General features: G+C 39.1%; 10 protein-coding genes. 1 reads left to right on the forward strand and 9 read right to left on the reverse strand.

Going from position 1 to position 13,668, the window contains the following annotated elements; all coding sequences use genetic code 11:
- Positions 1-131 precede the first annotated feature (131 nt).
- The gene (locus V6984_RS18540; protein ID WP_342757080.1) at positions 132-1,355 is read left to right on the forward strand and encodes a glycosyltransferase; all 1,224 of its coding nucleotides are present in this window, start codon (positions 132-134) and stop codon (positions 1,353-1,355) included.
- Here V6984_RS18540 and V6984_RS18545 read toward each other — a convergent pair.
- The 9 genes from V6984_RS18545 to V6984_RS18585 form a co-directional block, all read right to left on the reverse strand.
- Positions 1,350-2,681, reverse strand: a complete 1,332-nt coding sequence (locus V6984_RS18545; RefSeq protein ID WP_342757081.1) for a glycosyltransferase family 2 protein — start codon at positions 2,679-2,681, stop codon at positions 1,350-1,352. The genes V6984_RS18540 and V6984_RS18545 overlap by 6 nt on opposite strands.
- A gap of 74 nt (positions 2,682-2,755) precedes the next feature.
- Positions 2,756-3,916, reverse strand: coding sequence for a glycosyltransferase family 4 protein (locus V6984_RS18550; RefSeq protein WP_342757082.1), 1,161 nt, complete (start codon positions 3,914-3,916; stop codon positions 2,756-2,758).
- Complete coding sequence (locus tag V6984_RS18555) at positions 3,894-5,141, reverse strand: glycosyltransferase family 4 protein (protein ID WP_342757083.1); 1,248 nt, start codon at positions 5,139-5,141, stop codon at positions 3,894-3,896. Before V6984_RS18555 ends, V6984_RS18550 begins: the two co-directional genes overlap by 23 nt.
- The gene (locus V6984_RS18560) at positions 5,138-6,346 is read right to left on the reverse strand and encodes a glycosyltransferase family 1 protein (protein ID WP_342757084.1); all 1,209 of its coding nucleotides are present in this window, start codon (positions 6,344-6,346) and stop codon (positions 5,138-5,140) included. Before V6984_RS18560 ends, V6984_RS18555 begins: the two co-directional genes overlap by 4 nt.
- A gap of 12 nt (positions 6,347-6,358) precedes the next feature.
- On the reverse strand, positions 6,359-7,669 hold the full coding sequence (locus V6984_RS18565) for a UDP-glucose/GDP-mannose dehydrogenase family protein (RefSeq protein WP_342757085.1): 1,311 nt from the start codon (positions 7,667-7,669) through the stop codon (positions 6,359-6,361).
- 92 nt (positions 7,670-7,761) lie between these two features.
- A complete protein-coding gene (locus V6984_RS18570) occupies positions 7,762-9,681 on the reverse strand; it encodes a hypothetical protein (RefSeq protein WP_342757086.1) in 1,920 nt (639 codons plus the stop codon).
- A complete protein-coding gene (locus V6984_RS18575; protein WP_342757087.1) occupies positions 9,659-10,981 on the reverse strand; it encodes a hypothetical protein in 1,323 nt (440 codons plus the stop codon). Before V6984_RS18575 ends, V6984_RS18570 begins: the two co-directional genes overlap by 23 nt.
- A 10-nt stretch (positions 10,982-10,991) precedes the next feature.
- The gene (locus tag V6984_RS18580) at positions 10,992-12,410 is read right to left on the reverse strand and encodes an MBOAT family O-acyltransferase (RefSeq protein WP_342757088.1); all 1,419 of its coding nucleotides are present in this window, start codon (positions 12,408-12,410) and stop codon (positions 10,992-10,994) included.
- Between the two features lie 105 nt (positions 12,411-12,515).
- Positions 12,516-13,652 carry a glycosyltransferase family 4 protein gene (locus V6984_RS18585; RefSeq protein ID WP_342757089.1) on the reverse strand — a complete coding sequence of 379 codons (1,137 nt, stop codon included), beginning with the start codon at positions 13,650-13,652 and terminating at the stop codon, positions 12,516-12,518.
- Positions 13,653-13,668: the final 16 nt, after the last annotated feature.

Below are 13,668 nucleotides of genomic sequence, written 5' to 3' on the forward strand. Positions count from 1 at the left end.
CAAATATATTTATCCCATTTATCTATTTAATCTCTTGTCCCACTCTAATCTAAGAGCTATTCTCAAAATAATTTGCAGAGTACATATTTTTATGCTAATTTATATATATCTTATATAGTGCAGGTGTTTATATGAATAATTCAAATAAAAAAAAATCCATATTGTGGCTTTCTCCATACGCACCTTATGACAGCGTTGCTCACGCCGGAGGACAGGATTTCAATCATTTTTTAAAGTATTTACATGCGACTCAACATTTTGATCTTCATGTTGCTTCTCTTTGCCTTAAGGATGAGATTCCTTTTATCGATTTAAATCAATATGGTATCTCAAATACTTTATATACTATAAATAAATCAAAAATTATGTTTCATATTGGTTTAATCGTTGATAGGTTGTCTAAATATAATATTTTCGATTCATGTGGCGGCCTTTTGACACCCTATACAAAATTATGTTTTTTGAGACTATTAAAAAAATATTCCCGCCTTTGTCACCATCCCGATATTGTAATCATGCATTGGACCCAGGCGGCATTAATGAGTCCTATAATTTCAAAAATGTTTCCTACCGCGTCCAGAATTATTATTGAAGTGGATGTCGCCTATTTAGGATATAAGCGTCAATATTTGAATATTACTTCTAAAATACAGAAAAAATTATGGAAAAAAAAATATATAAAACTTAAGTATTCTGAACTTTTATCTGTAAAAAATTCTTCTCTGTCAATTGTTTTGAACGAAAAAGATGCTGAAATACTAAAAAAAGATGGAATTCAACAAGATAAATTATTTGTTTCTATCCCTTTTTACCATAATTATTCCAATTATCAACGCAAAAACCCAAATTCTAACATATTATATTTTGGATATATGGGCAGAGAAGAAAATCATCTGAGCGCTTTATGGTTTATAAAAAATGTAATGCCATTACTGGAGGATGAAATCCAATTTACTATTATTGGCACCGAACCTAAAGAAGAGCTGCTTAAATTCCAAAATGACCGCATTCATGTGATGGGATATGTTAAAGATATTGTCCCATATTTTCAAGAAGGACTTTGCATGGTTGCTCCTTTAGTTCTTGGTGCTGGTATTAAAATAAAAATACTTGAAGGGTTGTCTTTCGGGATTCCAGTTTTAACTAACTCTATAGGAATAGAAGGTATCCCTGCACAAGATAAACACGACTTTTTCTATTGTGAAACTCCCGAAGAATATGCAAAAACAATTGTTCAATTAAAAAACATTAATATTCAAACAGATATATCCACGAATGCACGTAACTTTATAAATATAAATTTTAATACCGATAAACGCCTGGACGAATTGACCCAGTTACTTTTGTCCTTATAAATATTTACGTATCCTATTCCACCATATATATATCCATATATGGTGGACATATAGGTATTGCTTTATCTTTCCAATAAATCTTCCTATCTCATTTTCGCTATTAGTGACCTCTAAACTTTCTTTTTCCATCCAGAAATTCCACCGTTCTCGCAATTCTTCTACATGATCTTTTGACACATTTTGATTCTCTATCGCATTTATGACAGCTCCTTGCATGCCATCAATAATAGTGACAGCTCTTTTGTTTAAGTTGATTTTATCAGCCTCACTAAGTTCTCCGAAGCTAAATGCTATATGAAAAGTACCTCTTAATGTTTTTTCTGTCCAAATGGGAATATCGGAATACTTCTTTTTAAAGAACTTATTATTTTGCTTTATTAATAATATTTGCAAATCAATTGACTTGCCTTTATCATTCAGAAGCATGTCCACCACTTCTATTATTTGTCCAGCTTCTTTCTTCTCAACAGCCTTTAATATACAAATCAGAACTCTTTTTCGGTCATACAGTTCTTCGACAAGCAAATCCGAAAAATAATCCACAGGATCTATCCTTTTCTCGTATTCCTTTACTTTATCCCAATATTCTGGATATCTGCGCAATAAAATAGAGCTGTTTTTCAACTCCAGTTCTTCCTTTGCAGTGCCAAAGGATTTGCTTTCGTAATGAAAAATGTAGGCTCGATTAGCCTTCATTATTCGATACCCCTGCTGCCTTATGCGCATACAAAAATCGTTCTCTTCATTATAACCTTTCCCAAATATTTCATCAAACAGACCATACCTTTGGATAATATCTCTTCTAATTAAAAAAGCAAAGCCTACACCAGTCCAAATCTCTTCCATCGGCACAAACTTGTCCTTTAACGACCGATAAATAGAGTGGCTTTGTTCTTTTGTAACAGCATAATTACAATTATGTCGAATCGGCACCGACAAAAAAGTGGCGTTATTGCTCCTTGGGCATACCACGCCATTTTTATCATTTGCATATAAAACCTTTATCATTTCTTCCAAGAAATTTTCTGTTACTTCTGTATCTGAATTCAATAGTAATATATCATTATCACTTTTATCCAATTCACTTACAGCTCTGTTACACGTTTTTACAAAGCCTAGATTATCTTCATTTTTTGAGTAGAAAAAATTATGGAAATCTTGTATTTCTTGCAGAATCTTTTCTTCAAGTTCCTTCCATTCATTACTCATATCATTTAATATTAATACTTTATGCTTGTTATCTAAATATTTCTTTAAAGATTCGATACACCTTGAAAGGGTCTCCCAATCCTTGTATACTGGTACAATGACTGTAACATTACTCATATATTTGTTCCCCTTAGTTCACAACGGCATCATAACTTACTACGCTAAAAAGTATACCTTTAATATACATTATACTATACCCCCTCTACCTGCTCCATCCACTTCTCAATCACATCATCCCACATATAACACTCATCGATATATCTCCGGGCATTTTCGCTATAAACAGAATACTTCTCTCCTGCAATTCTATCTACAGCATTCTCGAATCCCTTATAATCAAAATAACTCTCACCGCCCCCGCTTCTCTCACAATGCCCCCGCAGGACCTCGCATTTTCCGTTCACGATCACCGGCACTCCAAGGGCCATGGCCTCAAGCACCGCGATGGATAAGCTTTCGAACTTCGACGGTAGCCAGAGCATCTTGGCGCCTTTTATCGCGTTATATTTATCTTCCTCAGAGACAAAACCGAGATATCGGATATTCTCATGCTTAGGGATATCCATATATGCTTTTCCTATTACTACTAGCTGCAAATCACTCCTCTTCTCGTTGAATCTCTGAAAATAAGCAAACATCTCATCGCATCCCTTTTCCGCATCCACTCTTCCTGCATAGAGCAGATATTCGCCTTCAATCTCATATTTCTCCCGAAAGCTTTCTTCATCGGCATCTGCCGGCGGATCTATGCCTACACCGATTACCTCACTGTCTATTTTCTCATTATGGAACAAGGCATGTACAAAATCTCTTTCTTCCGGTGTCAGAAATACTATTTTTCTGGGCAATCGGAATGTTTCCTCATATAGCTTGAAATAAATGCAGTATTCATCATGAGCCGTAGGCACGAATATAGCTTTCTCCGCCGCCTCCCGCATACCGAACACCGCAGGATAATACATATAAGTAACAAATATGAATGCATCATATTCATCATTATGTTCCCGTATATATTTTACCAGTTCGGGCACATATGGACCCAATATTTTATTCCACGCCTCCGTTATTTTAAGGGTATTCCAGCCAAAACGGGTGACAAGAATCTTAAAAAGCCTTTGAAGGATGCGGTTTCGCTTTCTTTTTACAGAAAACCGTCTTACCCTTACTCCGTCAATGTCTTCCACATCTTCTTTGTAATAGTCTTCCCACTTTTCATAAGTAAGCGCTTTTGACGTCAGTACCTCCACCTCATAGTGCTCTTTCAGCTTCTGCGCCATCAGCATCGTATAATATTCGGAGCCGCCGTTTACTTCTTTTCCATAACGCTGGTTAACAAATGCTATCCTCTTCATATATTTCCTTCAATCTGCTTTTCATAATACCCGCCGTGAACTCATAAGTCAAATTCTCTTCGATGCGTTTCCGCGCATTTTCGCCTATCTTTTCCCGATATTCTTTATTCTCACACAGTCTTTTCATATAATAGGCCGCATGCTCCGTATCCGCATCTGCCCAGCGGTTCCCCTTTTCATATGGCCCGATGGTCTTTTTTAAATTTATCAGTCTATAATCCACGAGGCAGGCGCTGCTCTCATCCATAAATTCTGTGGACGCCGACCAATTTGTGGATATAACAGGCTTTCCCAGCGCCATCGCTTCCGCTAACGGAAGTCCAAAGCCTTCTGAACGATGCAGAGAGACGAGCACATCGGAGACGTAAAGTAAAGAATCCACCTCAAGTCTTGTAAGGTTGTTTGTGATGAAATACACGTTTTTATAGTCCTTCAGCCTGATTTTTAACTTCTCCAGCCGCTTTTCCTCCGCATGGTTTACCTTGATGACAAGCCCAACGTCTTTATTTTCCACGGGAAATGCTTTGATATATGCGTCTATCACAGCGGAAGGATTCTTTCTTTCACTAATACTTATAAAGTCGTACATGGTCAGAAATAAAAACTTATCCGGCGGCAGAGAAAAATGTTTCCTGTCGTAGTAATCGTTTTTTGCCGCTTTGATGACATACGGTACTGTGATGACCGGCTTATCCGTTTTCTTTCTTATACTGTTGCTGATAAACTCCGAAGGCGTCCATATTTCATCCACCGTTTTGATACAGGACAGCCATCGATCGGGGAACTCCTCCAGTTCCCACAGCCAGTAGGCAATGTTGTAACGACAATTCAACAGACTGCTGTCTGCCGCATTATAATCCGCTGCCCATGTCTCGGGTATCCAGTTAATTACATTAATATCATATTTTACCCTGTCCGCGATTTTATGCTCCCATGTCTTGTCATTGTGCTCCAGATTCCCATGCAGGTCTATTTGTTTTATGTCGAAGGGAATATTACCGTTTTCCATAATACCTGCCAGTATTCGCATACTTTGTCCCAATCCGGTCTCAGCCCTAATATCTCCTACCAGATTAATACCGTGCGGATAAAATCCCCTTTTATACGGTTCAATTTCCATCTGTTTGGACAGCATCTCGCGGATATTTTTAATACCGATTACATCCTTTAATTTCAAGATAATAGTATCTGAAAGTGCCTTTCTAAACACTTGCTTTAATTTCATCGAATTCTTTCCTCAATTTTCTTCGCCGACTTCCTCCACTGGAACATCTCCACCCTCTTCTTAATTTCCCGTATGGTCACCTCATCGCATTCCTGATGAATACCCTGACGCATTTTTTCTTTCAGTTCTTCTTTACTTCCCGAATGAAAATATGAAGCAGCTTTTCCCAGCACTTCCGGCAGGGAGGCTGCATCGGATGAAATTACCATTGTGCCTACTGCCATAGCCTCCAGCGGCGGCATGCCGAAGCCTTCATAGATAGAGGGAAAGATGAAGCAATCGGCCATATGGTATACATAAGGTAGATCCTCGTCTTCAATAAATCCCGTTACTACAATGCTCCTTCTATATTCCTCTTCGATCCGGTTCAGAAACTCGTCCATGTTCCAACCTTTGCGCCCTGCGAGGACAAGGGGGATATCCACAAACGAAGTGTTCGCCTGCTGACACTTCGTTTTTCCCTCCTCCAGCAGCTCTACATAAGCCTCTACCAGAAAGGGCAGATTCTTTCGCGGTTCCAAAGTAGCAAGACAAAGCAGGTATTGCTCAGGAAGATGATATTTATGACGGATATCTAACGATTTATTCCTGATTTCTTCAAGCCTGGCTTCGATTTCCTTTTTATTTTCTTCACCATCCAAAATCTCCGACGGCTGAGACGCTATATAATTCATAAACACGTCCGAGATTCCGCAGTAGGCAATCGTAATTTTTTTCTTACTATAATGGAACTTATCCACGATTCGGTCACGTGTAAACTTTGAGTTCACTATGATTCCCTTACTAACCCACAGAGCGTTTCTAATCGTCAGCTTGAAATACAGCTCCATCTTTTTCTTCATGGTCTCAGGGCAGTCCCAGCTGGTCAGGTCGTGAATGGTGTTATAGATTCCCTTTCTGCGAAAGAGCACCGGGCTCTGGAACGCCAGAAACAAATAAGCATCCGCTTTGATTCCATACAGATGAAAGGGTAATATGATCTGTTGGAATACCAGCTTGTTTCTTCCCGGATACACCTTGAAAATAATGTTTTTCCTGCCCTTATATTTCTCGAATTCCTTATGAACTTTTCTTTTAAATAATAAAATATAAGTATTCTTCCTCTCACCATCCAACGCAATTAATTCTTCGGCTATGCTCATGGCATAGCGCTCTATTCCTGAGAAATTGTCGGCTAACGAGGTGAGGTCGATTGCTATTCTCATGGATTGTCTCCCTTATCTCCCGATACTGTAATACTCTACTCCATATTCTTTCATGCTTTTCAAATCATATATGTTTCTCCCGTCATAAACAAGAGGTGTCTGCATAAGACGTTTGAAGGTATCGGCTCCGATTTCTTTTATCTCTTTCCACTCCGTGAATACAAAACAGATATTTGCTCCCTTTAGAGCCTCCTCCGGTTGCTGCACATACGAAATTTTCCCTCTGCCTTTCATGCCTTCCGGATACTTCTTTTTAAAATTATCCATAGCAACGGGATCATATGCACACACTTCCGCACCGTATGCAAGAAGCAGTTCTACATTATCGATAGAAGGCGCTTCACGTAAGTCATCAGTTCCCGGTTTAAAAGAAAGTCCTAATACCGCAACTTTCAAGCCTTCAAACGTAATCATTCGGTTGCTGGCCTTCTGAAACAATCTTGTCTTCTGCCTTGCATTGACTTCAACTGCCGCCTCCACCGTTTCCAGCCGATATCCTGCCTGCTCAGCAAGAAACTTCAGGGCCTTCGTATCCTTCGGGAAACAGCTTCCTCCATAGCCGATGCCTGCTTTCAAAAAATTTGCTCCGATTCGCGCATCGTAGCTCATTCCTTTCGCCACATCTTCAATATTGGCTCCGACTAATTCACACAGGTTCGCAATGTCATTCATATATGATATTTTAAGCGCCAGAAAATCGTTGGCAGCATATTTGGTCATCTCCGCACTGCGCCTGCTAACCGATACGATAGGCAGCTGAAAGGGCTCGTATATCTTCATCAACGTTTCCTCCGCCTGCTTACTTTCCGTACCTATAATGATCCGGGCTGCATGCAGCGTATCGTGTACAGCAGAACCTTGGGCCAGGAATTCCGGGTTGGATGCAACCTCAACCGTAACATCCTTCACGAGGAAGTCACGGATAAACTGTTCTACCTTATCGTTAGTTCCAACTGGAACCGTAGACTTTACCACTACAAGGCAATCCCGTTCCACCGATTCAGCAATCTGCCTGGATACTGTGGCAATATAGCTCAAATTAGCCGACCCGTCAGGTCTCTCAGGCGTTCCCACTCCAATAAAAATAGCGTCGGCATCCTTATAGGCATTCTTATAATCTATCGTATAATGAAGCCTTCCCAGGGCATAGTTCTTCCGCATTAACTCTTCCAATCCCGTTTCAAAAATAGGGGACCTTCCAGACTCCATCAGTTCTACTTTATTTTTATCCACATCCACACAAGTTACGTCATGTCCTACTTCCGCAAAGCAGACTCCTGCAACCAGGCCTACATAGCCAGTTCCTGCAACTGCTAATTTCATAAGCTTGTTTCCTCCGTTCATTCTTTTATTATATCGGACCTATACCATAATTACAATCTTTCAGCATCAATATTGCTGTCTGTGCCGATTCATTATGTTTTTCTATTCACACCTGCCACACATGCCCCGGATATTATACTTCCCGTCATGGCGCCCATTAGCATCCATATAATTGCGGTTCTGATCTGTTCTGTCCTCACAATGTTGCCGTCCTTTTTAACAAAATACGAATCCTTATAAACAATATGTTCAATTCTATCAGTTCCTTCACTTTTCCATATTCTTTCAGGTATAAGCAGCTCTGTAGAAATACCCGCCTTCTCATTTTCCGATTGAAGCTCTCCAGTAATTTCCTTCAAAATGGATACATAGGTCTCCTCGGAGATATCACAATCAGTTTCTAAAATGCGCATTCTGAAGACGTTATAAATTCCACTGCTATGCACATATTGAGGAAGGGAAAACTCCACCATACTCTTCAATTTCCCTGCTGTTAGATCAGCAGCTTCATCGACATTATTTCCGTCGTTTTTCTTCAATTCTGAAAGTACTTTATTACAGAAATTCTCGTCAGTAGTTATCTGTCTGTAATGTTCCATCAAATTATTCAAATCGCTTTTTTGTTCATACACATCTTCGGTATGAAAGAGGGCCCCTTGTGCATCAATATAATTAAGGGCGGTAAGCGGTACCGTAATATAATCTGCCTTAGGTTCGAAAGATATATATACAAAAATACTCAGCACTCCTGCCATACCAGCAGACAGCCATATCCATTTTCTCCTATGTACTATTTTTTCTACCACTTTCTCTCTTCGGACTGACTTCTTTTTAAGAAATAATACTTTTTTCTCTCCTATTTTAATCAAGCCGGAAAAAATTCCGATTTTTTGAAGCCTCATAATTTTTCTCGGATTTTGTGCATTAAATAGCATTTCACCGATAAACAACAAAGACAGATTCATAAATGCGTTAGATATAAACTGCTCCATAATTCCATACAGTAAAAAGCAAAAAATGATAGCCAACTTACCATGTTCACCCCGTCTGGTGTAAGTAATGACTGCAGACATATACGCTAATATAAACAGAAGAAGTACAATCACTCCAAAGGTCATGAGAATGTATACGTATCCATTATCCATGATGACCCAAGAATATGGAACCTCTTTCATACGTGTTCCCAATAGGGTAATAGGCTGATTAGTTAAATAATAAGAAGAAAAGCTGAGCCTTGCTTGTAAGAGAGAATCTAACTTCTGTCCTAGAGGATACTTTACCAAAAAGGGCACGATAAACGAAAACAAAAAGCATAGGGGCAGCGGCAGCTGACAAAGAACCCGTTCCGATAAGCTGAGCCTTTTGCGCTTTATAGCATATAAATTCAGTAGGAGGTAAAAGGAGGTCACTGCGACTCCCGTATAGCTTAACGAAAATACAAAAACCAATATATTGCCCATCATAAGCCAAAATAGATTTTTTAATCCATATCTCGCATCCATATGATAGACCAACAGCACGACCAGTATAAAATAAGAGACATGAAAGATATTTCCCGTACTGTATCCCATTCCCCACCGTATCACTTCACCGATAGCGCCCTTTTCATGAACGACCAAAGGGTTGGGGATAAATCCGGAGATTGCTCCCAGAACAGTCACTATAAAAGATGCTCCAAATGTGACAAGTCCAAGCCTGAATAATTTTCCAATATCCATGTCCTTCATGCCTACGATTGCGAGAACGCTTAATACGATTCCCAATCTGCCGGAATTTATATATGCGAAAAAGGCTATAAGCACTAACATACCTATAGCCACAGCCTCTATAAATCGATACTCTGTCATGCAAAGCTTGCAGGCAATACATGCCAAAGCAGCCAGACTAAGCACATAATATAGCTTATCGCCGCTGTCCAAACCAAGCCCCTTCGCCGTGAGCATCAATATGAAGAAAATATAATAGGACAGCCCTTTTATTGTTAAAGAATCAATAATTGAATTTTGCTTCATGAACCGGTGTCTTCCCTTCCTTTTCTAAAGTCATATAAACATATATATAACCATTTTCATTTGCCGGAAGCGTAAAATATCTATTCTCCTCATAGTTCCTTAGCATATGATAATCCGCATCATTTTCCGCTCTTTTAGAAATAGCATAATAAATCTTATCCACTTTATTGACAATTGGTGTGATCGTGTATGTGGAGACATCTCCGGCAGTCTCCGTACACTCGCATATTAATCCATATGCCTTGGCCGGACTTTCCTTCAGCTTCTGCTCATAGCTGTCATAAAAGGCCTTTTCCGGATCTTTCTCAGACATTACACCGGCAAAAGCGGCAGTGAATGCATTCGCCCCCTTTCCGTTCAAGTGCTGATCATCCTGAAAATCAGTTCCGTCCAAATCCAAGAATTCAGGCCTGCATAGATTAAAATCATAGTATGTCACATTTTTACCTTTCAGAAAATCCTTCATCTGCATAATATATGAATCATAATTACCGATATCTATCAGCCTAAAATCCGGCATAGGCGCCGAATAAAATACAATCTCAATCCCTCTGCTCTGACAGTAGGAAATAATCTTATCCAGGTATTCCTGGCTTTTTACAGAAATTGCTTCCTCGGAAATCGGCGCAAAATGACTGGCAGAAGAAAGGAAATCGCTCTCCGCAGCCTTTTGGCTATAGACGAAGCCTTTTCCCGCATAATGCTCATCTTCATTGGCTACATACTCATAATTCAAATAATCCCTATTTATTTTTTTACGCAGAATATCTTTTATATATATCGGATCGAATAAATTCTCCCAGTTCCTGCGGGAAAGAACGAGGCCGTGTACCAGATAATCCTTACCTCCGCTTTTCCACAAATATTCCATCCGATTAAAAGAGGGTTTCATATAATCAGAAATAATATACATAGCATTGGGAGACTGATAACTTTCATTCTGCCCCACTACATCACAGAAGACTTCCATATATACTTTTTTTATTTCCCTGCTTTTTCCTGCTTCTTTTAGAAGATAATAGCTTCCATCCGTCCGTTGGGAAGAACTCCCCAAATTAAACGTATTCATTTCCCATATATCGTCAAGGACTGCCGGATTAATTGCACGGTAACAATGAGAGGAACCGAGGAACAAAACATCGATCTCTTTCTGTTCATACATTTCCTCCAGTGTAACTCTCGTATATGATTTGGTATCGTCAACGACAAGAAAACGCGCTATCCCGTTTACTGCCCAGAGGAGAACTATAAATACGATGACGAAAGCTATCCTTTTCAAATATTTTGCATTATTTTTCATTTGCCGCTCCTTAAAACTGGCTGTAAATAAAATTGCTTACATCGTATTGAAGTCCATAAACCCCAAACATAATAACCGCCCATAAACCGAATACATAAACGCATAATCGGATTCCTGCATTTTTCTTATATAAACTTTCCCTGATCTTCTTCCCGCTTTCATGCAGGCAATCCACAAGGATGAGAAGGATAAGCGCAAAAATAAGTACCAGCCAGTTCACGTAGTCGAGTCCCATATCCGTAAAAGAATGCAGCCTGCGGTGCCTAAACATTTGTCCGATAATTCCCCATGCCTGACTTATAGTATCGGCTCTGAAGAATATCCAGGCGAAGCTGACAAGAACGAAAGTAAAACCTATTTTCCACATTCCCAATATCCAATGTTCCTTAGCACTTTCCCCTCGATTTCTGCTTATCTGGGCCTTCCAATTACCAGCCACCTGGAAAATCCCGTGAATAGCTCCCCATATCACATAGGTCCAGCTGGCCCCATGCCATAGTCCGCTACATAAGAAAACGACCATGATATTAAAATACTGCCTGATCTTTCCTTTGCGGTTACCGCCTAACGGAATATAAAGATAATCGGTAAGCCATGAGGTCAGCGAAATATGCCACCTTCGCCAAAAGCTCTTAATATTCTTGGCCAGATAGGGCTGATGGAAATTATCTATCAGTTCGATTCCCATTATCTGAGCCACGCCTCTGGCAATATTGCTGTATCCACCCAAATCACTATAAATTTGAAAAGCGAATAACACCATCGCAGTAAAAAGCTCTACAAAACCATATTCCTGATACGAACCATATACTTGATTGACAACTATCGCTATTCGATCGGCAATAACAAGCTTTTGGAAAAATCCCCAGAGAATTAAATGAACACCACGAGTTATCCGTTCGTAATTCCATATCTCTAACTCTTCCAGCCTTCTTATCTGTCCCAAGATACTTGTCGAACGACCGATCGGACCGGAAAGCATCTGAGGAAAAAAGGCTACAAACAAGGCATATTTTAAGAAATTCTTTTCTGCGCTTACGTTCCTTCTATACACATCCATCGTGTAACCCAATGCCTGAAAAATATAAAAAGATATTCCCACCGGCAGTACAATATTCAGTCCAGGGGAAAGCACTCTCAAGTGTGCTTTGTCCAAAACAAAATTGATGTTATCTATCAAAAAATTAATGTATTTAAAAAATAACAGCAAGGACAGATTAGCAGTAAATACCCCTGCTATACACCATTTTTTCCATCTTATCCCTTTATCCTCATCCCAGCCCTTTTGATCTATCGCATCCAATAATATGCCGCAAAACCATGTGATTGCCGTAACAAAAAGCAAAAGCAGTCCGTACTTCGCATTCCAGAACATATAGAAACAATAACTGGCGATGAGCAGCCATATATATCTTATTCTTTTCGGCACTATTGCATATATTAAAATTACTGCAGGAAAGAATATCAAAAATTGAAAAGAATTGAAAAGCATTACTTCCACCCCAACATAATACTGTCTTTTATATACTCTATATTACATTTTTCCTATTATTTCTTCCACTACATCGTAATAATTTTTAAACTGGTAATTATTTAACACTGTTTGATAACCTGCGCGTCCCATCTTAGGAATATTCCCCCTGTCACACACAATCATCTCCAACTTTTTCTTATAATCCTCTTTGTCATTATCTTCAAAGACATAACCGTTATTTCCTTCATCGATGTAGCTCGCCGTACCGTTATCACTACCGCAGATTGCCGGTATGGAAAATGCCATCGCTTCTATTACCGTTATTGTTGCCGCTTCTTGCGTACTGGGAATCACGTATACGTCTGCTTGCTCATATTGAGCAAATACTTGCTCTTTATTAAGATTTTGCAGCAAGGTAACATTATTCTGCAGTTGATGTTCTTCGATATACTTCTTCAGCGCGGCATAATATTCCCTATGGAAATCAGAAGAGACTTCCCCGGCTATCGTAAGATGAAGATCGTACTTATCAAGAAGTTCTTCAATTACTTGAACCGTCATAAAGTGATTTTTAATTTTTTGATATTTTCCAATACAGAATACGTTGATTCTTCCATCCTTAAAATATTTCTTTTTCTCAGGTTCTACCCTTGCTTCCATCAAAAATGGAGCAAAATATCCATATTCATCTTTTACCAGTCCCGCGAAATCTACACCTACCAGCTTCGAGGGAGTCATCCTGTACTTTGGCGTTAATTTCCATACTATTTTATGTGCAAGATCCATTTTCTTAGGTTTGTCCCATACCGGGCTTAAGTTATATAAAATAGTTGGAATATGCAGACTCCGACAAATAGCATTTAAACAAATTGTATAAATGGAACGTTCCCGCAAAATAGCAACATCAGGCTTAAACTCTTTTATCAGCTTTCGCGCCTTAAAAATAGGAGGTATTCCATATTTTAACCGCATGTCCATGGCATACGGATCTTTGCGGAACAAAATATTTACATAAATATAATAGATAAACTGAAAAAAAGCCGAATATCCCACTACAACCGGCCTTACATAAGTATAATCTTCAATTCTTCCCGCATATTGGCTTAAGAAGCAAATCTCGTGATTATTTTCTACCCATCCCTTCATTATGGTATTCTGATTTGTATGATATCGATGGGACATATATAATACACGCATAATTATTTTCCTCCGT

The organism is Kineothrix sp. IPX-CK, from assembly GCF_039134705.1.
GTDB lineage: Bacteria > Bacillota > Clostridia > Lachnospirales > Lachnospiraceae > Kineothrix > Kineothrix sedimenti.